This is a genomic window from Pseudomonas sp. Irchel 3E19, from assembly GCF_900187585.1.
Classification (GTDB): Bacteria; Pseudomonadota; Gammaproteobacteria; order Pseudomonadales; family Pseudomonadaceae; genus Aquipseudomonas; species Aquipseudomonas baetica.
On the sequence record NZ_FYDT01000008.1, the window covers coordinates 44293 to 69487 of the forward strand.

Annotated in this window: 25 protein-coding genes; 6 read left to right on the top strand and 19 right to left on the bottom strand. The window is 61.5% G+C overall.

What is annotated here, in order from left to right; translation table 11 throughout:
* Window positions 1–6: 6 nt before the first annotated feature.
* From CKW18_RS07305 to cpaB, 6 genes are read right to left on the bottom strand one after another with little or no spacing between them, the layout of a single operon-like run.
* Window positions 7–897, bottom strand: coding sequence for a type II secretion system F family protein (locus CKW18_RS07305; protein WP_095188202.1), 891 nt, complete (start codon window positions 895–897; stop codon window positions 7–9).
* The gene (locus tag CKW18_RS07310) at window positions 894–1778 is read right to left on the bottom strand and encodes a type II secretion system F family protein (protein WP_095188204.1); all 885 of its coding nucleotides are present in this window, start codon (window positions 1776–1778) and stop codon (window positions 894–896) included. Before CKW18_RS07310 ends, CKW18_RS07305 begins: the two co-directional genes overlap by 4 nt.
* Before the next feature lie 11 nt (window positions 1779–1789).
* Window positions 1790–3061 carry a CpaF family protein gene (locus tag CKW18_RS07315; protein WP_095188206.1) on the bottom strand — a complete coding sequence of 424 codons (1272 nt, stop codon included), beginning with the start codon at window positions 3059–3061 and terminating at the stop codon, window positions 1790–1792.
* Window positions 3058–4248, bottom strand: coding sequence for a pilus assembly protein (locus CKW18_RS07320; protein WP_095188208.1), 1191 nt, complete (start codon window positions 4246–4248; stop codon window positions 3058–3060). Before CKW18_RS07320 ends, CKW18_RS07315 begins: the two co-directional genes overlap by 4 nt.
* Window positions 4245–5495, bottom strand: a complete 1251-nt coding sequence (locus CKW18_RS07325) for a type II and III secretion system protein family protein (protein ID WP_095188210.1) — start codon at window positions 5493–5495, stop codon at window positions 4245–4247. The genes CKW18_RS07320 and CKW18_RS07325 overlap by 4 nt, the downstream gene beginning before the upstream one ends.
* A gap of 21 nt (window positions 5496–5516) precedes the next feature.
* The gene (gene cpaB, locus CKW18_RS07330; protein WP_095188212.1) at window positions 5517–6467 is read right to left on the bottom strand and encodes a Flp pilus assembly protein CpaB; all 951 of its coding nucleotides are present in this window, start codon (window positions 6465–6467) and stop codon (window positions 5517–5519) included.
* 336 nt (window positions 6468–6803) lie between these two features.
* Between cpaB and CKW18_RS07335 the strand changes: the two genes are divergently transcribed.
* Together CKW18_RS07335 and CKW18_RS07340 are read left to right on the top strand one after the other, a co-directional pair.
* Window positions 6804–7004 (top strand): Flp family type IVb pilin, encoded by a 201-nt coding sequence (locus CKW18_RS07335; RefSeq protein ID WP_095188213.1) that lies wholly within the window; start codon window positions 6804–6806, stop codon window positions 7002–7004.
* A gap of 72 nt (window positions 7005–7076) precedes the next feature.
* On the top strand, window positions 7077–7484 hold the full coding sequence (locus CKW18_RS07340) for a response regulator (protein ID WP_095188215.1): 408 nt from the start codon (window positions 7077–7079) through the stop codon (window positions 7482–7484).
* A 38-nt stretch (window positions 7485–7522) separates the two neighbouring features.
* Here CKW18_RS07340 and CKW18_RS07345 read toward each other — a convergent pair whose 3' ends face one another.
* Window positions 7523–8302 carry a response regulator transcription factor gene (locus tag CKW18_RS07345; RefSeq protein ID WP_095188313.1) on the bottom strand — a complete coding sequence of 260 codons (780 nt, stop codon included), beginning with the start codon at window positions 8300–8302 and terminating at the stop codon, window positions 7523–7525.
* 124 nt (window positions 8303–8426) lie between these two features.
* Window positions 8427–8897 carry a prepilin peptidase gene (locus CKW18_RS07350; RefSeq protein WP_095188217.1) on the bottom strand — a complete coding sequence of 157 codons (471 nt, stop codon included), beginning with the start codon at window positions 8895–8897 and terminating at the stop codon, window positions 8427–8429.
* 75 nt (window positions 8898–8972) lie between these two features.
* On the opposite strand from CKW18_RS07350, the gene CKW18_RS07355 reads away from it, so the two are divergent.
* Window positions 8973–9413 (top strand): TadE/TadG family type IV pilus assembly protein, encoded by a 441-nt coding sequence (locus tag CKW18_RS07355; RefSeq protein WP_095188219.1) that lies wholly within the window; start codon window positions 8973–8975, stop codon window positions 9411–9413.
* Window positions 9410–12145 (top strand): PAS domain-containing sensor histidine kinase, encoded by a 2736-nt coding sequence (locus tag CKW18_RS07360; RefSeq protein WP_095188221.1) that lies wholly within the window; start codon window positions 9410–9412, stop codon window positions 12143–12145. The genes CKW18_RS07355 and CKW18_RS07360 overlap by 4 nt, the downstream gene beginning before the upstream one ends.
* Here CKW18_RS07360 and CKW18_RS07365 read toward each other — a convergent pair.
* The 5 genes from CKW18_RS07365 to CKW18_RS07385 all read right to left on the bottom strand — a co-directional run bounded on the left by CKW18_RS07365 (window position 12142) and on the right by CKW18_RS07385 (window position 16650).
* The gene (locus CKW18_RS07365) at window positions 12142–14130 is read right to left on the bottom strand and encodes a TadG family pilus assembly protein (RefSeq protein WP_095188223.1); all 1989 of its coding nucleotides are present in this window, start codon (window positions 14128–14130) and stop codon (window positions 12142–12144) included. The two genes, CKW18_RS07360 and CKW18_RS07365, sit on opposite strands and share 4 nt — an antisense overlap.
* A gap of 236 nt (window positions 14131–14366) precedes the next feature.
* Window positions 14367–14924 carry a DUF4136 domain-containing protein gene (locus tag CKW18_RS07370; protein ID WP_095188225.1) on the bottom strand — a complete coding sequence of 186 codons (558 nt, stop codon included), beginning with the start codon at window positions 14922–14924 and terminating at the stop codon, window positions 14367–14369.
* A gap of 53 nt (window positions 14925–14977) precedes the next feature.
* Entirely contained in the window at window positions 14978–15586 is a 609-nt protein-coding gene (locus tag CKW18_RS07375; RefSeq protein WP_095188227.1) for a DUF4136 domain-containing protein, read from the bottom strand.
* Between the two features lie 12 nt (window positions 15587–15598).
* On the bottom strand, window positions 15599–16348 hold the full coding sequence (locus CKW18_RS07380; protein ID WP_095188229.1) for a methyltransferase: 750 nt from the start codon (window positions 16346–16348) through the stop codon (window positions 15599–15601).
* A complete protein-coding gene (locus CKW18_RS07385) occupies window positions 16348–16650 on the bottom strand; it encodes a MazG-like family protein (RefSeq protein ID WP_007951009.1) in 303 nt (100 codons plus the stop codon). Before CKW18_RS07385 ends, CKW18_RS07380 begins: the two co-directional genes overlap by 1 nt.
* Window positions 16651–16892: 242 nt before the next feature.
* On the opposite strand from CKW18_RS07385, the gene CKW18_RS07390 reads away from it, so the two are divergent.
* The gene (locus CKW18_RS07390) at window positions 16893–17186 is read left to right on the top strand and encodes a hypothetical protein (protein ID WP_007914623.1); all 294 of its coding nucleotides are present in this window, start codon (window positions 16893–16895) and stop codon (window positions 17184–17186) included.
* 162 nt (window positions 17187–17348) lie between these two features.
* Window positions 17349–18698 (top strand): MATE family efflux transporter, encoded by a 1350-nt coding sequence (locus CKW18_RS07395; RefSeq protein WP_095188231.1) that lies wholly within the window; start codon window positions 17349–17351, stop codon window positions 18696–18698.
* Here the strand turns inward: CKW18_RS07395 and CKW18_RS07400 are convergent.
* The 6 genes from CKW18_RS07400 to CKW18_RS07425 form a co-directional block, all read right to left on the bottom strand.
* Window positions 18692–19567: an alpha/beta hydrolase gene (locus tag CKW18_RS07400; RefSeq protein ID WP_095188233.1), complete on the bottom strand. Its 876-nt coding sequence runs from the start codon at window positions 19565–19567 to the stop codon at window positions 18692–18694. The genes CKW18_RS07395 and CKW18_RS07400 overlap by 7 nt on opposite strands.
* Before the next feature lie 12 nt (window positions 19568–19579).
* Complete coding sequence (locus CKW18_RS07405) at window positions 19580–20374, bottom strand: DUF4123 domain-containing protein (RefSeq protein ID WP_095188235.1); 795 nt, start codon at window positions 20372–20374, stop codon at window positions 19580–19582.
* Window positions 20371–21708 (bottom strand): type VI secretion system Vgr family protein, encoded by a 1338-nt coding sequence (locus tag CKW18_RS07410; RefSeq protein WP_095188237.1) that lies wholly within the window; start codon window positions 21706–21708, stop codon window positions 20371–20373. Before CKW18_RS07410 ends, CKW18_RS07405 begins: the two co-directional genes overlap by 4 nt.
* A 233-nt stretch (window positions 21709–21941) precedes the next feature.
* Window positions 21942–23855, bottom strand: coding sequence for an arginine decarboxylase (gene speA / locus CKW18_RS07415; RefSeq protein ID WP_095188239.1), 1914 nt, complete (start codon window positions 23853–23855; stop codon window positions 21942–21944).
* Between the two features lie 220 nt (window positions 23856–24075).
* Window positions 24076–24447: a translation initiation factor Sui1 gene (locus CKW18_RS07420; protein ID WP_007914613.1), complete on the bottom strand. Its 372-nt coding sequence runs from the start codon at window positions 24445–24447 to the stop codon at window positions 24076–24078.
* A 187-nt stretch (window positions 24448–24634) separates the two neighbouring features.
* Window positions 24635–25192, bottom strand: a complete 558-nt coding sequence (locus CKW18_RS07425) for an NUDIX hydrolase (RefSeq protein ID WP_095188241.1) — start codon at window positions 25190–25192, stop codon at window positions 24635–24637.
* Window positions 25193–25195: the final 3 nt, after the last annotated feature.

Below are 25195 nucleotides of genomic sequence, written 5' to 3' on the forward strand. Positions count from 1 at the left end.
ACTCCTTCAAGCTCCCAACGCCTTCGCCAGGGCGGTGAAGCCCGGGCCGGCAAGGACAATCAATAACGCCGGGAAGAGAAACAGCATCATCACGACGGACATTTTCGCGGACATTTTCGAGACGTATTCCTGCAGGCGCGTCAGGCGCCGGTCATCGAGCAGTTGCTTGAGCGACAGCAGCGATTTCATCGCCCCGCCGCCCTGGTGCAGCAACTGCTGAAGGATCACGCAGGTGTCGGTGAACTCATCAACCGCCAGCAACAGCGTGGCTTTGTTGAGTTCTTCGCCCAGTTCAAGGCCAGAGTCGACCCGGCTCAGCACCAGCCGCAGTTCCTGGGTCAGCACCGGCAGCAAGGCCTGGCCTTCGTGGCTCAGCACGCGCAATGCCTGCTCCACGGCCATGCCGGATTCGAAGAGGATGCGCAGCAGCGGGATGAACGTGCTGATCTCGTTGGCCAGTTGTTTCTGCCGCCGCGCGACGGCGATCACCAGCAGCCGCTTGGGCAACAGGTAGCCGACGCCAAGGGCGAACAACGGCGCGATCCACTGTTTTTCCACGGTGGGGAAAAACACCGATTGCAGCAGTAACGTCAGGGCCAACAGCAACAACGGCGAACCGATCTGGCAGGCGGCGAACAACGAACGCTGGCGCGCGCTGCGCCAGCCCAGACGGTTAAGCAGGGCCTGGGTTTCGTTGTCGAGCTTGACGCTGTGTTGGCCGACTTTGCTGTCGCCGAGCACTTGCAGCAGATTGCCGAAGCGACCCTGGCGTAGCAGGTCACCTTCCAGTCGACGGCTGATCTGCCGGGTTCGGCGGCGCTGGTCCGCCAGGCTGGCCAGCAGCAACAGCGCGGCGCCCAGCAACAGCAAGGCGCTGATCATCAGGGGGGTCGTCATAGGCTGCGCAACATCCGCCAGAGTAAAAGACTGCCGACCACCTGCATGCCGAACGCCGTGGCCAGCATTCGCTGCCCGGACGGGTCGTGCCACATGGCGACCAGATAAATCGGATTGGCCATCAGGAAATACCCGGCCATGATGATCGGCAGCAAGCCGAGCACCCACGCGGTGAGGCGGGTTTCGCCGGTCATGGCGCTCAACTGGCGGGAGGCCTGATCACGCTCGCGGATCATCTTGATCAGGTTTTCCAGCAGCTCACTGGCGTTACCGCCGTAACGATGATTGACCTTGAGGCCGAGGGCGAACAGGCGAAACTCGTCGCGCTCATAAAGCTCGGCCAGATCCGCCACGGCGTCCGGCAGGCTCACGCCCAACTGCACGTTGCGCTGCACCCGGCCCATGGCATCTTTGAGCGGATACTCGCTGGCCTCGATGCCACCGAGCACCGCATCGGCGAGGGTGCGCCCGGATTTCAGGCTGCGCACGGTGTGGTCGAGCAGTTGCGGCAGTTGCTCGATCATCCGCCGCAAGCGCCTTTGGTAGCGCCAACTGACGTACAACCGCACGGCCACTGGCGGCAACACGAGCATCACCAGTACGCCAATCCATCCGGCGAGCGCCAGACTCAGCACGACGGCGAACAGCCAGAGCAGGATCCATGCGCCAAGACGCTCGGTCGGACGCCCCAGGCCTGCGCGCAAGAAAGCACGTTCAAGGCTCGCCCAGACGGGTTTTGGCGAGACGTCCTGCGGCTGTCCCTGATTCAATCGTTCCATCACTCGGGTGACACCGCTCATACGCCATGCCTTATAGAACAAACGCATGGATTGCCCGAACAAAGCCAGACTGAGCAAGTACAGCAGCAGCGCTTTCAGCATGCCGTTGGCCCTCAGTGCGCGAGCGTTGGTTCGCGGCGCAACTTGTCGCCGGCCGGGTTGATCGCCTCGCGCAGAAAGCCGAAGCCACTGCGCCGATCAAGGCGAAACAGGGTGTTGGTGACATAGACGTCATCGCGCACGCCGACCACTTCCACCACTTCGCTGACGCAGCGGCGCCCGTCGGGCATGCGCGTCAGTTGAATCACCACATCCAGCGCTGCGCAGATCATCTGGCGCAGGGTACGTTCGGCGATGGTGCGGCCAGTCAGGCCGACCAGCGTCTCCAGACGCAGCAAGGCGTCCTGCGCGTTGTTGGCGTGCACGGTGCTCATCGAGCCGTCGTGACCGGTGTTCATGGCGGTGAGTACGTCGACCACTTCAACACCGCGAATCTCACCGAGGATGATCCGGTCCGGGCGCATCCGCAGGGCGTTGCGGATCAAGTCGCTGGCTTTCACCTCGCCGTGGCCCTCGGCATTCGGCGGGCGGGTTTCCAGGCGCACGACGTGGGGATGGCCGAGCTGCAATTCGGCGACGTCTTCGATGGTCACCAGCCGTTCGTGGGGGTTGATCAACTGGCTAAGGATGTTCAGCAACGTGGTTTTGCCGGTGCCGGTGCCGCCACTGATAAGGATGTTGCAGCGCTTGCCCACCGCCTCTTCGATGAAGTCGTAGATCGCCTGGTCGATGGTTTGCATCGCCATCAGGTCGGTGCTCTTGAGCATGTCCTTGCGAAATTTACGGATCGACAGGCAGGGCCCGTCGAGGGCAATCGGCGGGATGATCGCGTTGACCCGGCTGCCATCGGGCAGGCGCGCATCGACCATCGGCGAAGACTCATCGAGTCGCCGCCCCAACGGCGCGAGAATCCGTTGCATGACCCGTTCGACGTGATGCGCATCGATAAAACGCAGGTCGCTCAAGTGCAGCACGCCATCGCGCTCAACGAATACGCGATGCGGGCCGTTGACCAGAATTTCGGTCACGGCGCTGTCGCGCAGCAGCACTTCCAGCGGGCCGAAACCGGTCAGCTCATCGACGATTTCTTCCGCCAGCCGCTCCATTTCATAACGGGAAATCGCCAGGTGCAGGCGCGCGATGTATTCAGCGACCTTGTCGATGACGAATTGCGACAGCACCTGCCGCGAACCTTCCAGCAGGTTTTTCCCGGACTCTTCGATGGCGTCGATGATGTAGCGGTGCAGCACCAGTTTCAGGCCGTCGTGATCGGTGTTGCCGGACGCATGGCGCTGCGGCCCGCCGAACAGTTGCTCGCCGTTCATGAGGTGCCTCGCAAGCGGTCGAACCAGCTGGCTTTGGGTTTGGCCAGGCCTTCGGAGCGTTTTGCCAGGCGTTCGCCGAGGGTGCGCAGGCTTTGGCTGATGGCCTCTCGCGGGGCCAGTTCGAACAGGCTGACACCCTGGTTTTTCGCGTTGAGACGGATCTCCGGGCTGTAGGCGAGCACCGCGATCACTTCCAGGCCGAAGGTCTTGCCGAGGGTGTCGGAGTCCGGTGCAACGTTGCGCAAGTAGCGATCCACCAGCAGCCGGCCATGGTCGAGTTTCATGCCTTTTTCGCGCCACAGATTGAGCACGGCGAGGTTGCGCCGACAGTCGAGCACATTCTGGTCGGTGTACCAGATCAGCTTGTCGCAATGGCTGACGAAGGTGCGCAGCGCTTCACTGTCGGGCTGGCCGGTGAGGTTGACGACGATGTGCTGGAAGTGTTGGCGCAGGGCGCTGAGCAACATATACAACTCGGCGGCGCTGGTGCGCTCCAGCGGCTCATCGCCCTGGGCGTAAGCAAGAATGCGCAGGCCGGCTTCGGCACTGGTGAAGGCGCTATCGATCAGCGTCGCGTCGAGCCGGCGCAAGTGGCGCAGCGCATCGCCAAAATGGAACGAGCTCTCGAGCCCGAGCAAGGCCAGACTGTCGCCGCGCGGCAGGCCCAGATCGAGCAACAGGGTTTGCTGGCCGCTCTTCTGCACCACCAGCGCCATGTGGTTGGCGAGCAGCGCACCGTCGGCGTTGCTTTGCACGCCATAGAGCACGGTCAAACCGCCGAGCTGGGCGTTCGGCGTCACGGCCGGCAGACGTTTGCTCAGACGCCGCACCAGCCCGGCGACTTCGCTGGAGCGCGAGCCGTAGGCGACAAAGTCCCGCGCGCCGGCCCGCATGGCGTTGAGTACCAACTGATTGTCCATGCCGTCACCGAGGGCGACGATGGCGAGCATCGGCTTGGCTTCCAGCACCCCCTCGATCAGGGCGCTCTGGGCCACCAGATGATCACGATCCAGGCCAACGAACACCAGGCTGGCGAAGGTCACGTCGACCAGTGCCAGCAATTCGTCGAGGCTGCCGCCCCCGGCACTGACCACCTGCCCGAGTGGCGCCAGCGCGCCTTGCAGCCACTCAAGGTCGGTGTCGTTGCGGGTGATGGCGAGGAAGGTCTGGCTGAGGCTCTGGCTCATTGCGATAACCCGCTGCGTTTATCGAAGTTGCCGTTTTCGAGGAAGTACAGGCGATACCAGTTCGGATCGTAGTTGCGCAGTTTCTCGCCGGGCAACGAAGGCAGCGGCGCGTTGGCGGCCAGTGGCTGCACCAGGTGCGGGGTGACGATCATCAGCAACTCGCGCTCTTCGCGATTGATCGACGAGTTGCGGAAAAATGCGCCGAGGACCGGGATGTCGCCAAGGCCGGGAAACTTGTTCACTTCAGAGGCGTTGCGCGTGCTGATCAACCCGCTGATCACAAAGCTCTCACCGTCGGCCAGAGAGATGCTGGTGTCGGTGCGGCGGATGGTGAATGCCGGCACGGTGGTACCGCCGATGGTCACGCCATTGTTGTAGTCCAGCTCGCTGACTTCCGGGGCGACCTTGAGGGCGATGCGGTTGTTGCTGACCACGGTCGGGGTCAGCGTCAGGCGGATGCCGAATTCCTTGTATTCGATGGAGTAACTATTGCTGTTGGCGCTCGGCACAGGGATCGGAATCTCACCGCCAGCAAGGAAGCTCGCGCTCTGCCCGCTCAACGCAACCAGACTCGGTCGCGCCAGGGTGTAGGCGAAACCGCTGCCCTCCAGCGCATTGACGATGCCGAGAAATTTGCTGCTGCCACCGCCCCAGACAATGTTGAACACGTCGTTGGCCAACGGAATGCTCGGTGCAATCGACGGCACCGTACCCGGCCGAACGCCGCTACCGGGCACAGTGCCCGGAGCGCCGAACAGGAAGTTGTTGGAGCCTTTACCGTAGATCGAGGTGCCGGCCTCTTTCAGTTTGGTACGGCTGACTTCGACAAAACGGATGTCGGTCTGTACTTGCGACGGCAGGTTCGGGTCATCGGTTGCCGGCAGTGTAACGGCGGTCATCGCTGCACTGGCCTTGCCCTGTACGAACACCATGCTCTGCAGCGGCGCGCTGGCGCAGGCACTCCAGATCATCAACGTGGTGGCGCCGGGCGCGACGCCGGTGAGCAACACGCCTTGATCGCCGGTCACGCGCACATTGGCGATTTTCGGGTCGCCCACCGCAACCCGAGTGATTGGCACCGGGGATTGCAGCGCCTGTTGCAGGCCTTCGCCGACTTCCAGTGTCGCCGGCAACGGACCGAGCGCGGCGCAGTTGCTGGCGGCGGCGACGGCACTGCCGATCGAGGCGACGCTCAGCAGCGAGGCTCGGAGCAAGCCGTTGAACAGGGGCGTAAAGCGTGTGCGCATGTAAAGGCGTCCTTGCTCGAATCAGGGAGTAGGTTGTGCGGTTTCGGCACCGCGGATGACTTCCACGGTGGCCTTGCGTGGGGCGGCTTGACCGGCCACGGTCATGGGTTTGGGTGGAGCGCTCAGGGACAGTTGACTGAACTCAATCAACTCGCGGCGAGGCGTGTCGAGCCGGGTGGCGACATCGCTTTCGCCGGACCAGTAGTTCGCCAGTTGCTGCTCATCGGCACTGCGCACCGCAAGGCGCAGCACACCGGCGCCGGAGGCCAGCATCAAACGGCTGAGCAACAGCTCAGGCACGGCCAGTACCACGCTGCGTGCGGCCATGCGTTGTTGTTCTTGCTTGAGGCGTTCGTCGTCACTGCGGGCGGGACTGCCCGGCTGGCCGTCGTTGGTCAAACCGCTCTGGTTGCCGACCACAAGTACCCGTACTGCCGGCACCACCAATTGCGCCGAGGCCTGTGGGGTGTTTTCGTCCTTGCGCAGAAACAGCAGCACGTCGACGTAATCACCGGGCGCCAGTTGCCCGCCGGCATTGATCACTTCATCCACCGCCACCGCCAGCGCCCGTTCACCGGGACGGATCATGCGCGCCAGTGCGCTGCCGGATTCAAAGCTCTCCTCACTCAACCAGCTGCCGGCACTCAAGGGACGCCACGGTGTGCGGCCGATCACTTGATCGACGTTGCCCAGGCTGCCGGCGGGCGCGGTGCGCAGTTTTTCCACCGCCACATCGGCGGCAGTGATTTTCACGAAAGGTGCGATATCCCGCAGCAGCACTACAACCGGTTGGCGGGTGGGGTCTTCGACAGGGACCGCGGGCGCAGCGGTCGGGGGTACGACCGCAACAGCAACGGGGGCAGCGGCAGGTTCGGCAGCCGGCTGGCGGCTCAACGTCAGCCCCCAATACCCGGCAATGATGGCGCCCACCAGGAACAACCCGGCCAGACCCAAAGTGACGCGACTGTTCATGACGGCTCTCCCTTTCCCGCTGCGTTGTGTCTTGTGCAATGACCCGTGACTTCCTTCGAGACAAATTCGCAATCAGGCAGCTATGAACAAGTAACTATTTCGCTATTTGACGGTAGCGCAGGCCGAACAAAACGCCATTACGAACGCAGAAATATCCAACAAAAGTAGAGGCCTAAAGCGCCAAACGTCGTTTTCTGCCGTTAAACGACGCGCTACTACTAAAGGTTTAATACGTTCTTACAGTTGTAGGCTCGGGATTTGCCGACAATGCTGATGCTGGCACAGGGAAATCATGTTGCGAACGCGCAACACCTGGTGCGCTCAAGGAGAATCCTCATGTCGTATTCCCAAGTCGCTCGGAAAATCAAATCGCAGATCGCTTTCTTCAAAGGCCTGGCCAAAGACACCGAAGGCGCCTCGGCGATCGAATACGCTTTGGTCGTCGGGATGGTCGCGCTGGTTATCGCCGCTTTCGGTAACGGTATAGGCACCGCGATTACCACCACCCTGACCGCTATCCAGACCGCCCTCACCTGATCGGACCCGATTACTTGTCAATGCGGCCATTGGGTTCTACCGTCAGCACTCAGTCCATTGCAGGTGTTGCCCATGAACTCTTCACAGACTCCGCGCCAGCAGTTGCTCCTCGTCGACGATGAGGAGGACGCACTGCTGGAGCTTGCGGAGTTGCTGGAGGGCGAAGGCTTCACCTGCCATACCGCGACGTCGGTGAAACTCGCGCTTCATCACCTGACCCGCCATCCCGATATCGCTCTGGTGATCACTGATCTGCGCATGCCGGAAGAAAGCGGCATGTCGCTGATCAAGCGTCTGCGTGAACACACCTCGCGCCAGCATCTGCCGGTGATCGTCACGTCGGGGCATGCCGATATGGAGGATGTCAGCGATATGCTGCGCCTGCAGGTGCTGGACCTGTTTCGTAAGCCGATCTATCACGTGCGCTTGCTGGAAACCCTGGACAACCTGTTTCCCAAGGCCAAGGCCAATCTCGGTTGAGGTGTTTGACCCCGCTAAATGAGCGGGGTCAACAGCGGTCAATGCGCGGTCACCCGTTGACGCAAACCCGAATTGCTCGGCGATAACGCCAGGGCCAATTGCGTGCGGTTGTGCATGTGCGTCAAGCGCAAGACTTGCGAGACATACAGTTTGACCGTGTTCTCGGTGATCCCCAGTTCACAGGCAATCTGATAGTTGGTCTGGCCCTTGCCCACGAGCCGGGCAACGTCCAGTTGACGCGGCGACAACTGATTGAAAATCGCCGGTATTTCCTCCCCCCCTACGGCATCACCTGACGCCTCATCACTCACAGGTGCAGGACCACGGCGGACTTTGTCGAGGTCCTGATAAAGGTCGTCGATCGACTCGGAGAGGTATTGCAGCTTCTGATTCAGATGGCCCAGATGCAGGGTTTTCTGTCGTTCCTGCAAGGCCGCTTCCTGGCGCTGCAAACCTTCGAGCAGTTCGTCCAGATCAATCGGCTTTTGATAGTAGTCGGCAATCCCTGCACGCAAGGCCTTGATCACGTCCTGCTTGTCGGCGCGACCGGTGAGCATGATGGCTTCGAACGCTCGATGCTTGCCCGCCAACCGCTGCAGTTCCTGCACCAGCTCAATGCCGTCCATGTCCGGCATGTGCAGGTCGCAGAGCACCAGGCCGATGGCCGGGTCTTCGATGAATTGCTCGATGGCCTGCTTGCTCGATTCGCAAGGCACGCAACGGTAGCCGCTGCTTTCGATGAATTCGCAGAGTTCCTCGACAATCAGCGGCTGATCGTCGACCACCAGAACCTTCACTGCTGACGTAAGCTTGTTCACTTGCCACTCCATGCCCAGGCCAAAGGCTGACCGTTCCTGTACTTACAGCGCGAAGCTGTACAGCGTTGAATTGAAAGTAGACCTACTTTCCGACTATGTACATAGAACTAGTGGCGTGGGGCGACTAGTGGATCCAACACAAAGTGAGGATTGTGCCAATCAGCACGAACGGCGCAAATGGCAGCTTTTTTGACTTGTCGGTCTGGAGATATCGAAGACGTTCTCTAAGCCCTTGACGCATATGCAGCCAGAGTTTTGGCGCCAGCAGGAGCCAGAGTGCGCTGGACAGTGCGGCGCCGATAAGCGCACCGAGCAAAACCGTGCCGTTCGTCGCAAGGGCCAAAGCTGTCATTAATTTCACATCGCCTGCGCCGAATCGTTTCAAGATATAACCGGGAAGGCAGAGCGCCAGCGCCAGCAGCACCGCCCAGCCACCCTGTGCGGCTTCGGCGCCGAGCCAGGTGTTACCGGTGACCAGCAAATACACCGCTGCCAACCCACCGGCACCCAAGGTCAGGCCATTGCCAATGTGCCGCTGCCGGGCGTCCTGCGCCGCGCATAGCGTCAGCCAGATCAGTAGAACAACGCTGTGCATACGGTAAAAAACATCCGTTTTGGCCGATTGATTCTATGCTGATATTACGTAGTGATTGTCAGGGTAGACGCACTCATGAAATCCGGCCTCCCCCGCAAGCAAAAAGGCGCTGTCGCCATCGAATTCGCCTTGGTGTTCATTGTGTTTTTCGCCGTGTTTTACGGCTTGGTCAGCTATAGCCTGCCGCTGTTGCTGATGCAGTCGTTCAATCAGTCCACCGCCGAGGCCGTACGCCGTAGCGTGGCGCTGGACCCGGCCTCCGCCAATTATTCAACCGCCCTCACCGCCACTGCCCGAACCGAGCTGACCCGGCAATTGGCCTGGCTGCCCGGCGCGTTGAATTTCGATGCGGCCACCGACAGCACCGTCACCTACGTCGGCGGCGTGCTGACGGTGACCGTCAATTACCCCACCTCCAAGCTAAACCAGGCGTTGCCGTTTCTGGTGTTGCCGGGAATCGGTTCGGTACCGCGCCTGCCAGCAACACTGCGCGCCTCGTCGAGCCTGCAATTTTGAGTTCCGGTGACAAGCTGTTCGACCGCCTGCTCAAACGACACCCCGAGACGGTCCAGCCGCTGGACAGTCCTGTGGTGCCCAGCGTCGGGCTGCAGCTGTATCTGGATGGCGATGGCCGCGTCAATCATTTGAGCGGGCCATTGCGTCATGTGCTGGCGCAGCAGAGGCCCAGCCCTCATCCCGCGCTTCTGTTTGAGTATCTGTTCCCCCACAGCGGCCTCACGATCGAGGGCCGCCCCGCCGACTGGCAAGGCCAATTGCTCGACCTGGATTTTTACAGCCTCGCCGGCCCGCCGCTGCACCTGCGTGGCTGGGTACAGGCCCAAGGTGACGGCTGGTTGCTGCAGTTGCTGGACATCGGTGATTTGCTCAGTGATCGGCGCCAGGCGCGCAGCCGCGAGCAATGCCAGTGGCTGGCCACGCAGATTCGCGATCAATTGCGTCTGGGCAGCCTCGCGCGTCTGCCCGAGGTGCTGGGCGAGCAGTTGCAGCGTTTGAGCCAGCATTTGCATGTTCCGTGTCTGGCGATTGCGTTACTTGATGAGCAAGGTCAGGGTTGGCAAATTCATCAGCATTACGCGGCGCTGAATGCGCCGAAGCTGTGGCGCGATCAGCAGCCGCTGAGCACCAGCCTCGACAGCCTCAACGGTGCACTGCCGCAACGTTTGCTGGCGAGCGAACAACCGCGCCTGAGCGCGCTGTTCGGCCCCTATGAAGGCTTCGCCGTGCCCTACTGCGATGCCCAGGGCGTGGCGGCGTGGCTGCTATGCGCCGGCTATAACGCAGCACAACAGGCGCCGGACTTGAGCGATCACGACTGGCTGTTGATCGCCGCTGCAGTGGCCGCGCCCTTGCTGGAGCGCCTGCGCGAGCATCGCCATCATCAGCAACTGGAACGCCTGGAGAGTCTGCAAGCGCTGCTCGGTACCGGTTGGTGGGAAGTCAGCAGCGACAGTGCCGACATGCAACTGGCCCCGTCGCTGGCTCAGAGTCTCGGCTTGCAGACCGAGCGGATTGCGATTGCGCACTGGTTCAGCCACGTGCACCCCGCCGACCGCGATGAACTGCGCAGTGGCCTGCAAGCCTTGCAGGATGACGGCACGCCACTGGCGTTGTGTGTGCGCCTGCAACGCAGCGATCAATCGCTGCCCCTTTGGTATCGCCTGCAAGGCCGGTCACTGGGCATCGGCGCCCAACGCCGGCTGGTGGGGTTCATGCTCGACATCAGCGACATCAAAAATCAGCAGCAACAAGCCGCCGCCGCCCACGCCCGACTGGACAATCTGATTGCCAGTTCCCCCGCGGTGATCTACGTGCAGCGCTACGTCGAAGGGGCGTTGCAACCGACATTTTTCAGCGCCAGCCTGCAAGCCTTGCTCGGCTGGAGTCTCGCCGACTGCGACGATGGTCGACTGGTCGAGCACATCCATCCCGAAGACCGCCCACGCTACTTCGAACGCACGCGGCAGCTATTACGCGAAGGCTTAGTGAGCACGCGGTATCGGGTGCTTGATCGCCAGGGCAATACCCACTGGCTGCTCGATGAAGCCAAGTTGCTGCGCGACGACCTCGGTCTGCCAGTGGAAGCCGTGGGGCTGTGGCTGGACGTCACCGAAGCGACCCTGGCCGCCGAGCAGGTCAAGGCCAGCGAGGAGCGTTACCGGATCCTGGTGGAAGACTCGCCAGCGATGATTTGCCGCTACCGCCCCGACCTGACGCTGATCTTCGGCAACCGGCCACTGGCGACTTATCTGGAATGCGCGCCGGAACAATTGCCCGGGGTGAATCTGGGCAGCTGGATGTCCGGCGAACAGCGCCAGGCGTTCGTTGAGCGCCTGGCGCAACTGACCCCGGAGTTGCCGGTGAGCACCGCCGAAATCAATTTGCGCCTGCCCGGTCGCGAACATGCGTGGTGGGTCTGGTCGGATCGCGGGGTGTTTGATGAGCATGGGCAACTGGTCGAGGTACAAGCGGTGGGCCGTGACAACACCGAGGTACGGCGCTCCCAACAGCAACTGACGCAAAGCGCGAAAATGGCCACCCTCGGCGAAATGGCCACGGGCCTCGCCCACGAGATCAATCAGCCGCTGAACGTGATGCGCATGGCCATCGTCAATGTGCTCAAACGCCTGGGCAATGGCGATGTGCAGATCGACTACCTGACCGACAAGCTCAATCGCATCGACGCACAAGTACAACGGGCGGCGCGGGTGGTCGATCACATGCGCGTGTTCGGGCGGCGCTCGGAAATCGAACAGCATCCATTCAACCCCCTTGATGCAATCGAAGGCACGCTGTCGCTGCTGTCTGAAGGCCTGCGCGGCAAAGGCGTCGAGCTACGCATCAAAGAGGCAGGTTTTACGGTTCAGGTGCGCGGTTACGTCGATCAGCTTGAGCAAGTGCTGATCAATCTGATGGTCAACGCCCGCGATGCCTTGCTCGGCAAGCGCGAGGCCGATCGCGATTTCCAGCCGTGGATCGCCGTGTACGCCGAGTGCGACGAGCATGTGGTAAGACTGTGGGTCGAGGACAACGGCGGCGGCATTGATCCGCGCCTGCTGGAGCGTATTTTCGAACCGTTCTTCACCACCAAACCGGTCGGCGTCGGTACCGGTCTGGGCCTGTCGGTGAGCTACGGCATCATCGACAACATGGGCGGACGCCTGAGCGTGCGCAATGGCGACGAGGGCGCGCGGTTCTGCATCGAGCTACCGATTGCGCTGAACGACTAGATCACCAGCATCGGTTGCCCGGGCGGTCGACAACTGAGGTTGGCGCCGACATCGACCTTGTTCAGGGTGATGCCGAGGTTGGCGAGCAAACCGTCAAGAATCGGGTCGAGCACCGGGCTGAGCAAGTTACCGATGACCACACCCAGCGTGCTGTTGACGCCGGCCAGCACATCGGCGGTGGTGGTGAGCAAGCCACCCAGCAGGCTTGAACCGGTAGGTTTGTAGGCCTGCACCTGAACCCCGCTCAAGGTGCCTTTGAGGCTATTGACCACGCCCTGTGTGCCGAAACTGTAGAGCTGCGGCGTTTGCTTGATTTCCGGCGGCTGATTGTAGGTATGGATGCTCTGCATGCTGGCCACCGAGGTATCAACCCTCACACCGAGGCCACCGCCGTAGAACGGTTTGCGCGAGTTGGGATCGCAGGTTGGCTGGCCCAGGCCCAGCAGTGGAATGGTGCAGGTGATAACGCCGACATCAATCAACGCCAGCGGCTGCACGGTGACATCCGCCACGGATGAAAAAGCGTTGGCGGGGTCGATCTTGCCGACCTTGAGCTTGACCACCGATGAGTTGGTCTGGGTGGTCAGGGTCTTGGTCGCGTCGCTGGTGCAGGTGTAATCGGTGACATGGCTGTCGGCAGCGGCGGCCTCCAGCAGGATGTCGATGGTTGATGTGGGCAGAATCTTCAGATCGGTGCGCTGGCAGGTGCCACCCAATGCGCAGAACACCGAGTTCAATGCACCGGCAATGTTCAGGTGCAGCACATTGTTCAAGGTATCCGTCAATCCGCCCACCAGCGGTGTACTGACAATGGCACTGGCAAGGCCGGCCACGCCGGACAGCACCGGCAGATTCAGCGAGATCAACGTGCGCACCTGCGCGGTTTTCACGTAAATCCGGTTGGCGCCCATGGGGTCGGCCTTGGCTAGCGCCGGGTTGCCCACCGCTGATAATTGCGGCGGCTGGATGACTTTGGTTTTGACGGAGCCGTTGACCAGCCCCGGGATGCTCAGCGGCACGGTCGCTACCAGTGCGTTCTGACTGTTGGCCACTTGCACGACGGCTTCGAGCAGCTGGAACACTTGCAGATTGGCATTGAGCGCCGCGGACGTGGCACCGGTCTGCAACTGCAGCAATTGCCCGAGCGCCACCGAAGTGCTGCCGACCGCCCCCTTCAGTCCGAGCAGGCCGCTGACCGCCACGCTGGTAGTGGTGCCGCCCTTCGTCAGCACGGTGATGGCGGTATCGATCAGTTGGGTGATCTGAATACTCTTGCTCAGCAATTGGGTGTAATTGCCCGCGTCCACATTAACGTCGACCGCCAGTTGATTGAGGTAACTGAGCAGATTCAGCTGGGTCTCGACCAGCCCCTGCCAGCCAGCGACGCTGAGGTTGAGGCTGCCGCCGAGCATTTGCCCGAACAACGTATTCAGAGCGGCCGACTGGCTGGCATCGATGGTCAGCGCCGTGGTACCGATGGTCAATTGGGCCTGCGGCGGCAGGATCGCGGAGGCACCCACCGCCGTGGCCGAGAGTCGCGTGGTCGGGGACACGCTGCCCGGCGAGAACAATGCGTAGATCCCGGCAGCCACACTGGTGGGTACGACCCGGGTGGCGACCACGCTAATGGCTTCCTTCTTGGTGGCATCCGCCGCGAAGGCGCGCAGGCTATTCGCACCGGTTTGCACAGTCCCGCAGGTTACGGTCAGCGTTGTGCCCTGGCCGACGGAAAAACTGTTACGCGCCGCACTGGCGGTGGCGTACCCGTTTGCACTGGCGCCTGTCAGGCAATCGCCACCGCGCGAGATCGCCTCCAGCGCAGCCACATCGACCACCCGCTGCAAGCTGCGCTGTTCCATGTACAAACGACCGCTGTCGACCACCAGCACCATGCACACCAAGGCGAGGCCGAGGGTCAGCGCCGCCATCAAACCGATCGCCCCGCGCTGCCGGACCGGGCCGTTGAATTGCGAACGAGGTGACATCGCGCACTCCTTTGCCGGCGCACTGCCGAGCGCTGCCTCCGTGGGTGTTTTTCAGTGTAGACGGGGATTTCGAACTGATGACCATCCCTGTGGGAGCGGGCTTGCTCGCGAAGGCGTCGTGTCAGTCACTTTAAATGCTGGATGACACAGCGCTTTCGCGAGCAAGCCCGCTCCCACAGGGGATTTGTGTGGGGCAAAAAAAGGCGAGCTCAGTGGCTCCCGTTTTTTATGCACAATCAGCGCGGTGGATAGTTGGCGAGAATGCGCGCCACCGTCTCGCGAATGGCATTGCTGCGATCTTCCGGATTCGGTTTGCTGGCAAGCATCTGCTCATCGCTGCCGCGCCACACCAGTTTGCCGTCCTTGCCGTCGAGCAGATCGATCTGAATCGTCGCGACCTTGTAAGTGATGTTGCGGGTTTTGTTGTACATCGGCGCGCCCCAATAGCCGTTCCACGGGCCACCCCAACCGCCGCCGTAGTTGGTGGTCACTTGTTGCTGACGATCCTCGACGATCAGGTAGCTCTGCACACTCAGGTCACCCTTGGCGCCAGCAGCGGCGGGACGCAATCCGCGCTGATCGAGTTGATCGGTCACGGCCGCACGGATGCGTTGTTCGGTCAGGTCGCTTTTGATCCGTGGATCATCGGGACGATATTGCAGAGCGGGGTCTTTCCAGCTCCAGTTGCGATAGGCGGCAAAGTCGCGGCTGGCGTCGAAGTCGTGATTGACACGGTTGGCGGCACAAGCGCTGAGCAGCATGGCCATGGCCAGTAAAGCGAGACGGCGGAACATGGTTTTTCTCCGGTTGAAGACATGAACCTGCTAGAGCTTTCGATTATCTGCGGCTAACTCGGAGGATACGCCGACATGGCCTTTTCCACAGCCTCGCGAATCGCATCGGTGCGATCGATCTGACTGCCCTTGTCAGCGGTCTCAGCGCTGGCACTCCACACCGGTTGCCCCGTGCCGGCGTCGAACAGATCGACCCGCACCACCACAACCTGCTCCTGATAGGTGCGAACGATCGGCACCGTGTTGTACATGCCGTAACCGCGCCCATAACGATCATAGCCACCGTAACCGCCGTAGCCGTAATCGTCCTGCACCTGACGCAAACGGGTTTCCAGACGCAGGTTGGCCGTGACGAACAGGTCAGCCGGGCGGTTGTCGTGCAGCGGACGCAAGCCGCGTTGATCCAGCGCGTTGCTCACCGCCTCGGCCACTTGCGCCGAATCCGCCCAGGCGGTGCCCGGCGGCAGCTGGCCGTTGAGCCAGGCCCAACTGCGGTAGCGCCCGTAATCGCGCGGTGGCGCCGGGTAAGCGCTGCGGTCAAAGGTGTTGGCCGCTTGCGCTGGCGCCGGCGGCAAGGGCCGTGACTGCGCCACGTAGGGGTGGCTGCCCTGGCAGGCGACCAACCCCAGACAGATCAGCAATAACCCCGATTGTGCTTTCATTTCGCGCTCCGATCAGATCGGCCGGCAGATCCAGTGCAAATAACGCCCAAGCCCGGCGAAGCTTGGGTGGCGACGGTGGGCGAGCTCCATCTCCAGCAAATCCGCCAGTTCGGCGCGGGCCTGGAATTCCACTGGCATGTAGTCGTGGAAAACCCGCACCCCGCTCTGGCTTTCGACCTGCCACAAGCCTTCGAGTTGCGTTGCCAACTCTCGTGGGTCGAGGGGCTGCTGCGGGGTCAGGCTCTGCTTTTCGCCGGCCATGACGTTCTTGCGCATTTTCTTGAAATGGCCCTTGAGCAGATTGCGGTAGATCAGCGCATCGCGGTTGTAGAACGCCAGCGACAGCCAGCCACCGGGCTGGGTCAGTTGATGCAGCACTGGCAGGATCGCGTGAGGTTCGCCCAGCCATTCCAGCACCGCGTGGCAAATCACCAGATCGTAAGGCTCGGTAAGTTGCCCGAGCAACTCCTGCCACGGCGCCTGAATGAACGTCGCGGTTTGCCCCGCGGCAGTGAAACGCTGGCGCGCGCCTTCAAGCATTGGCTCGGCGGGTTCGGTAAAGGTCACCTCGTGGCCGCGCTCGGCCAGCCACAGCGACATGTGACCCAGGCCGCCGCCAATGTCCAGAACGCGCAACGGGCGATCCGGCAGCGCTTCGGCCAGGTCAGCCTGCAACACCGCGAGGCGAATCGCGCCTTTGGCACCGCCGTAGATTTTTTCGGCGAAACGGGTCGCCAACTGATCGAAATGACGGTCGCTCATCAGCTGAACCGCCGTTCGCTGTCGGCGAGCTTGCTGCGCACCACTTCATTCATGTCCAGCCCCAACTCGCTGCACAGCAGCAACAGATACAGGACGATATCGCCGACTTCCTGCCCGGCATGGGCGAGTTTGTCCGCCGGCAACTGACGCGACTGGTCTTCGGTCAGCCACTGGAAGATCTCCACCAGTTCGGACATCTCGACGCTGGCGGCCATGGCGAGGTTCTTCGGACTATGAAATTGCCGCCAGTCATTTCGGTCGCGAATGGCGTGCAGGCGTTCGGTCAGTTCAACAAGGTTCATCGGGCTCTCCTGAAGGCGTATAGCTTCGGGGGGAAGGCGACTGAACGCAAGCGAACATGCGGTGCTTTTGTGGGAGCGAGCCTGCTCGCGAAAGCGTTAGGTCATCCAACTTTGATTTACCTGACACGACGCCTTCGCGAGCAGGCTCGCTCCCACAGGATCCGTGTAAACATCTATAGTTGCAGGGAACTCGGCCGCCCTCGTCGTGGCCCAAGGCTCAGCTCTTTCATCGGGATGCACACATGCAGGTAGAAAGCTTTTTCGAATGGCTCGGCCAGGCACTCGGCTCGGTCATCCGCTTTATCGTCGATGGCCTCAGCGGTTTGTTCAACATTCTGAGCAACGCCGGCGGCAACTTTGTCGACGGGCTGGCCAAAACACTGGGCATGGACACTTCGATCATCAGCATCATTGCGCTGATTGTCGGGTTGATGCTGCTGTGGTCAGCGATACGCGCATTCATGAATGCGTCGATCATTGCCGGGATTATCTGGTTGCTGCTGGGGTTGTGGCTGTTGAGCTGGATTATTCACTGACACCGTGGCCTCCCGGTGGGAGCGAGCCTGCTCGCGAAAGCGGTGTGTCATTCAGCACAGCTTTGACAGACTTGACGCTTTCGCGAGCAGGCTCGCTCCCACAACGGATCCTGCTCAGGACCGGATGAATCGCTACAATGCCCGCTCCCCCAAGGAGCCCGCATGTCCAACCTGATTGCCGACTGGCGCGACCGCCCGACTCACCGCAAGGTCTGGGCGCTCGCTGCGCCGATGATCCTCTCCAATATTTCCGTGCCGCTGGTGGCGCTGGTCGACAGCACTGTCATCGGCCACTTGCCCCACGCCCATCAACTGGGCGCGGTGGCGGTCGGCGCCAGCCTGTATACCTTTCTCGCTTGGGCCATGGGTTTTCTGCGCATGGGCACCACCGGGTTTGCTGCGCAGGCTGCCGGGCGCAGCGATGGCGCGGCGTTGCGGCAGATTCTGCTTCAGGGCTTGCTGCTGGCGATGGGGCTGGCGCTGGTGCTCGGCACCCTGGGTGTACCGCTGAGCGGCGTCGCGTTGCACTTCATGCAACCGTCAGCGGAGCTTGATCAGCTCACTCGCGACTTCTTCCACACCCGACTGTTCGGCCTGCCTGCCGCGCTGGCCAGTTATGCGCTGGTCGGCTGGTTCCTCGGCACCCAGAACGCGCGGGCGCCGCTGGCGATTTTGCTGACCACCAACCTGATCAACATCGCCCTCAATTTGTGGTTCGTCATCGGTCTGGACTGGGGCGTGGTCGGCTCGGCCCGGGCCTCGGTGATTGCCGAATGGAGTGGCGCCCTGCTCGGCTTGGTGCTGACCCGCAAGGCGCTGCGGGCCTATCCGGGACACATCGTTTGGGCGGCGCTAAAAGTGTGGCAGAGCTGGCGCCCGCTGCTGGCGGTCAACCGCGACATTTTCATCCGCAGCCTGGCGCTGCAATCGGTATTTTTCCTGATCACCGTGCAAGGTGCGCGACTGGGTGATGCGACGGTCGCCGCCAATGCGCTGCTGCTCAACGGCTTGCTGCTGACAGCCCATGCCCTCGACGGTCTGGCCCATGCCGTCGAGGCCTTGTGCGGGCATGCCATCGGCGCCCGTGATCGCCTGGCCTTGCGCCGCTCATTGGTCGTTGCCGGTGGCTGGTCACTGATCGCCAGCCTTGGCTTTGCCCTGTTGTTTCTGCTGGCCGGGCATTTGTTCATCGAGATGCAGACCAACATCCAGAGCGTGCGCGACACCGCCTTGGTCTATCTGCCTTACCTCGCCGTGCTGCCGTTGATTGCGGTGTGGAGCTATCTGCTCGACGGCCTGTTCATTGGGGCCACCCGGGCGCGGGAAATGCGCAATGGCATGCTGCTCACCGTGGTTATGCTGGTGCCGTTCGCCTGGGCACTGCAAAGTTTGGGCAATCACGGTCTGTGGATAACGTTCCTGCTGTTCATGGTGCTGCGCAGCCTGACCCTCGGTGCGCAAGCCTGGTGGCTCAAGCGCAACGACGGCTGGTTCGACGGCGATGCTCACTGAATCGGCGTGTGTTCAATGAAGCCGACCACTTGATCGAGCACTGGCGCCAGTCGCCGCAGTGGCCGCGATAACGTCGCGACCAAGGTGATGTGACTGGGCCGCGAATAGTAGAGATCCTGCACCGGCACCCCGACGGCGCGCAGTTTGCGTGCGAGGCCGCCGGTGTTGCGTGTCGGGTTGACCAGATCATCCTTGTTCGCCGCAATCAGCAACGCCGGTGGCGCCCCACGACTGACATGGTTGATCGGCTGCGATTGCGGCGGCGAGTCCGGCCAGAAAAACACCGGACGCACTTCAGGGTTCTTGATCGGCAGAAAATCATAAGGCCCTGCCAGACCGATCCAGCCGCCAAGATCTTTGCGCGACATGCCCTGCTCGCCCAGCCACTGCGGGTCAAGCGCCAGCATCGCGGCGTTGTACGCGCCAGAACTATGGCCCATCAGATACAGCCGTTTCGGGTTGCCGCCAAACTCGCCGATGTGCGCCCTGGTCCACGCCACGGCTTGCGCGCCGTCTTGCAAAAACAGTGGATAACGCACCTGCGGATACAGCCGATAATCCGCCACCACCGCAACAATGCCGCGCGACGCCAGTGCCTCGCCAACAAACAGGTAATCCTGCCGCGCGCCGCTGTTCCAGCTGCCACCATAGAAAAACACTACGACAGGCGCATCGGGCAAGGGCTGATTGGGCACATACACGTCGAGCTGCTGCCGGGGATCGGCGCCATAAGCGATGCCCGCCTTGCGCTCGAACGTGTCGCCAGGTGTCAGGGCATTGAGCACCTTCACCGGCGAACAGGCGCTGAGTAACAGCAGCACCAGCCCGCCCATCACTGTACCGACCTGTTGCCGCAAAGAACCTGCCATAGCTGTTGAACCTCAGGGTTGGTCGTTCTGCCAGCGCTGCCGCAAATACTCGATGCCCTCCTGCTGAGTCAGCCCCGCCGGCAGCGGCAGCAGAACCTCATGCGGATGTTGCAAGCGTAGCCACAACCAGCTGTCGAGCATCGTCCGATCGCTGAAACCCAGCGCCAGACCTTGTTGGGCATGGGACCACATCAAGGGATAAGTGACTCCCATCGATTGGCACCAGCGCCAGATGTGCTGTTCCAGCAGACAGGTTTGCAGACGCTCACGCTGACGGCGGCCAAGGGTTTCTTCGACGCCCAGCGGCTGGACTGCCAAGCGCGGATTGCGCAACTGTTGCCAGCCCTCACACCCGATCGCCCGGTCTGCCCAGGTTCCGCCGAACCAACGCAGCTGCTGAATTGGCCCAAGCCAGCGGCTCAGTTCCCGAACATCGCAGGCATCAAAGAAATAGCTGGCCGTCTGCCGATTGTAGTAGCCCAGCAACGCCCGCTGGCTCAGACCGAAAGATACGGTGAGCATGCGTCGCAAATGGCCAAGCAAGGCATCGGCGGGCGCGGCGCTTTCAAGCATCAGGCCACGCCAGGTCTGTGGATCGCGATGGCACAACGCAGACAACGCGGGGCAATTTTCAAGCTCGATCAACACCGGCCCCTGTTCGCGCACCGAGGCAAACTCGGTGTCGTCAAACAGCCAGTAGCAGCGCACGGTCGCGAAGCCCTGACGCAGCGTCTGCAAGGCCTGTGGGGCATCCGCGCTATCGAGTAACAGCCACTGCACAATGGGTTCGAGCGCCAGGCCGCTCATCTTGCCCCGCTCCGTTCAAGGGCGGTAATCAGCCGGCAGGTGCATACCGACTGCGCACAATGGGTGAAACTGCCCCCCCCCGGAATCAGGCACAACAGCAGCAAGGGTTCGGCCGACCGCAACAAACGCTGCAAACCTTCGTCGACGAGTGCTTGCGGCAGTCCCGACGACTCATCCTGATCTTGCGCCGCCGGTACCTGCAACACACCACTGATCATTGGTTGATCCGGATCACCTTCAAAAAAACTCACCACGACTTCAACGCCTTCAGCCAGAGCCGCCAATGGTGCTTCGGCTAGCGTCGGCGCCAGGGGTAACCAGCAATGGCTAGGGGCCGCGCCTTCGCCCTGATACAACCAGTCGAACTGCACCGCCACGGGCCGCTGTCGATCAGGGCGCGGCTCGTCGACCGCCACCACCCAGGCCCGTTGCAAGCCATTCATGCGCTGCCTCCGAGGGGCGACCGCCGTTGCTGCCGGTAACCCTTGTTCCAGCGCAAAGATCCGGTTGCTGTAGGCAGGTTCCTGCAGTGCGTCGGCATGATGCTCGACGCGGGCCAGCAACCACTGACGATTGCACTCGGCAAACGGATGGCCGGTCAACGCGAGCCACTGCCCGCTGCCCAGTTGCGGCAGATCGGTATGGCCTTCGGCCGTGCGCATCGGTTGCGAGTGGCTGGCAAAGGCTGGTTGCGTGTCTTGCACCTGCCATTGGCGAACACCCGGCACATCGTCACCGTCACGGGCAAACGCCGCTGTGCCGATTCTTGGCAACTGCGCCGGATCATCGCCGAACACCAGGCAATGTCCGTCACGCCGGTGCTCGAAGTAATAGTGGACCTGCGCCTTCGCGCACAAACGCTGGAGCAGTTGCAGATCCGATTCGTGATACTGCGTGCAAAACGTCTGGGGCGGATGCTCCCTGCTCCATTCGAAACGCCGCTGGGCAGCGACGATTCCGTGTTCCTTGAGCACCTGATCGAGAATCTGCGGCACCGAACGGCCACTGAAAATTCGTTGGTTGAAACGCAGCGCCAGACGACTCAATTTTGGCTCGAGCCGCACCCGGCATAACCGCGAGCCATTGCCGTGCTCATGCTGGACCAGGCTCTGCAACTGCCCGTGCACACCTTCTTGCGTCGCGCCGAAACAGAGGAGCGCCGAACGGTGCAGTAAACCGCCAAGGTCCAGTTGCGCATCGTCGATCAGCACATCGATCTCGAATGCAAAGGGCTCGCTGAGCGCCTCGTTACCGGTAAAAGCGAGGACTTCGAAGGGGTCGGACAGGCCCGCTACATCGAGACGAAACGACGGCTCGTTGGCTGGATCGAACATGGGCGGATCTCTACAGGAGGGGCGGCCGGGGATTCTCGCCGAGAGCCATGGCCGAGTAGAGTGCCGAAGTACAACTTAGGAAATGACCTACGCGAAAAGCAGACCGGATGACTTTTCTGGCTTGGATAGACGATCTATTCGCGGAAAGTTTAGGAGATGCCCTACCGGGTCATCCGAATTTCCCACAGCTTGTGGAAAAAATTCAGACAACCCGGCGGGATCGTTACCGGGTCTCAGGAAGACAGGTAGGAGGAGCGGGTCAAGCCCAGGCGCAAGGCATCGAGGAACTGCGTGCGCTCGCTGGCACTGATGCGGGCACTGGCGCACTTGTCGCGGTAGTGAGTCATCAGTTCTTCCGGCGACAAGTGCACGTAACGCAGCATGTCTTCGATGGTGTCGTGGGTTTCGATGCCGGCGTGATACACGCTGCCATCGGCGTTCTGATAGATGTTCACCGAGTCGGTGTCACCGAACAGGTTGTGCATGTCGCCGAGAATTTCCTGATAGGCGCCGACCAGGAACACGCCCAGCAGGTAGTCTTCACCTTCGTTCAGACCATGTACCGGCAGGCTGGTCTCGATGCTCTGCTCGTCGACGTACTGGTTGATCTTGCCGTCGGAGTCGCAGGTCAGGTCTTGCAGTACCGCGCGGCGCAGCGGCTCTTCGTCGAGACGGTGCAGCGGGATGATCGGCAGCACCTGATCGATCGCCCAGGTGTCCGGCAGGCTCTGGAATACCGAGAAATTACAGATGTACTTGTCGGCCAGCTTGTCGTTGAGTTCGTCGAGCACCTGACGGTGCGAACGCTGGCGCGCCTTAAGCGAGTTGTGCAGGCGACGGCAGACAGCGAAGTAGCACTGCTCGGCCAGGGCTTTTTCCGCCAGAGTGAGTTTGCCGTCGGCGTACTGTGCGGCCACGTCGCTCATGTAGTGGGTGGCGCGCCAGTAGGTTTCGGTGACCATTTCAATGTCGGTCGGGCCGAGCAGGTCAACCAGCCACTGCACGGTTTCCGGCAGGTTTTCCTTGTTTTCGATCAGCGGGATTTCGTCGTTGTGTTTCTCGACGTCGGTCACCTGCACCACCAGCATGGCGTGGTGCGCGGTCAGCGAGCGGCCGCTCTCGGAGAAGATGTGCGGGTGCGGCAGGCTCTGCGCGTCGCAGAATTCCTTGAGCATGCCGACCACGACACCGGCGTAATCGTCCATGTCGTAGTTGATCGAACTGGCGTTGCGCGAGTGGGTGCCATCGTAGTCGACGCCCAAACCACCGCCAACGTCAATGTGATCGACCGGCAGACCGAGGTTGCGCAACTCGCCGTAGTAACGGATCGCTTCCTTGAAGCCGTGCTGATAGTCGGCAAGGTTGGCGATCTGCGAACCCATGTGGAAGTGCAGCAGGCGAATGCCCTGATCCAGACCGGCGGCGCGGAAGCGCTCGACCACCGACAGCAGTTGCGCCGCCGACAGACCGAACTTGGACTTTTCACCACCGGTGTCCGCCCACTTCGACGACGCCAGCGACGACAGACGTACGCGCAGGCCGACTTGTGGCTTGACCTTCAGCGAGGCGGCTTCTTCGATCACCAGACCGACTTCGGATTCTTTCTCGATCACGATGAACACGTTGTGGCCGAGCTTCTGGCCCATCAGCGCCAGACGGATGAACTCGCGGTCCTTGTAACCGTTGCAGACGATGGTGCCGCCCTTCGGCGCCAGCGCCAGCACCGCCAGCAGCTCAGGCTTGGAGCCGGCTTCCAGACCGATGGAGACGTCCTGGGTGGCGATGATGTTCTCGATCACCGCTTCTTGCTGGTTAACCTTGATCGGGTACAGCGCGGTGTACTTGCTCTGGTATTCCAGACGCTCGATGTTCGAATCGAAAGCGCCGGTCAACTGGCGAACACGGTCTTGCAGGATGTCGGGGAAGCGAACCAGCAACGGCAAGGACAAACCGCTTTTGCGCAGTTGGTCGACTTGCTCGAACAGGTCGATAGGCGAGCTGCTCGGGCCGTTCGGACGAACTTCGACGCGACCGGCTTCATTGATCGCGAAATACCCGGCCCCCCAATGGCGAATCCCGTAAACACTGCGGCTGTCCGCAACTGTCCATTGGCTGCCATCGTCTTTACGTGTGCGTCGTACGGACATCGAAGTCCCCTATAAAGAAGTCATAGTGCGTTACCTGAAATGCAGGCTGGCGCAGTCTAAAGAATGAAAATGACGGTTCGTCAGCGCGGCGGTAGACCGCGCTGACCGCGTGGAGTTTAGAAACCGGTCATGAACAGGCTCTGTGAAAACCATGGAGACGACGCCGGACCCGAAGACATTCAGAACCGGATCAAGCCGCAGGTGGTTTTCACAGAGGCTGCTAGCCGCCGGACTTCTTCGCTTTGAAACCGTGCTTGATCAGTTCAGCCAAGAGTAGCTCGACATGATCGCCCTGGATTTCGATGATCCCGTCTTTCAACGCCCCGCCGGTGCCGCAACGTTTCTTCAACGTCGTCGCCAGCTCCTTGAGTGCGTCTTCGGCCAGCGGCACGCCGGTGATGGTGGTCACCGTCTTGCCGCCACGGCCCTTGCTTTCGCGACGCACGCGGGCAATGCCGTCCCCGGCCGGGATCACGGTTTGTTTGCAGATACAGGCGTCCACCGGTTTACTGCATTCCGGGCAATGACGACCTGCGTCGGTGGAAAATACCAGACCGCCCAGGGCGGCGAAGGATGCGGCTTTTTTGGCCACCGGCAATCCTCTTGGGAGGACGAAGACTGATCGCGACCTTGGGCAAGGTCATCGACCGCGAAGCCCCACTCAGGCAGGGGCAGCGCTACTGCACCGACGCTTCAACAAAAGCAGGCCAGTGCAGCTTGAAAAGGTCGCGCAGTGTAACGGCAAAAAACCCAATTGCTAAGTGCCAATCGGCGCCAATTTATGTGTTCTTTGCGACGTCGCTTTGCTGAGCCTTGAGATAGCGCTTCAATGCCGCCAGAGAGTCCGGGCAATAAGGCTTTCGCTCGATTTCCCGCATGACCTGCTCGACCGGGATAAAGCGCGCTTCGAGCACTTCTTCCGGCTGCAGTTTCAGCGGGCCATCCCACACCGCAGAAAACGCTGAGCACCACAGGCGATTGCCGGTGTCCTCAAAATAGAAATGGTCGTGAGCGGTGAGCTCAACGCCGCTGACGCCCAATTCCTCCTCCAGCTCACGGGCTGCCGACTCGGCATAGGTTTCGTCGGCCTGCACCATACCGCCCGCCGCCACGTCCCAGTAACCCGGGTATATCGCCTTGCTCAAGGTGCGCCGATGCACGCAAAGCTCACCGGCGGAATTGAACAGCATGATGTAAGTGCCGCGACCAATCAGCCCGCGTTCGCGCAAATCAGCGCGCACCAGAGCACCGAGCAGGTTGTCCTGCTCGTCGACCCAGGCGATCTGTTCGGCATCCGAGGCGGCGCGATGCGCTGCCTCTTTGGCGTTGTGGCTCATTAA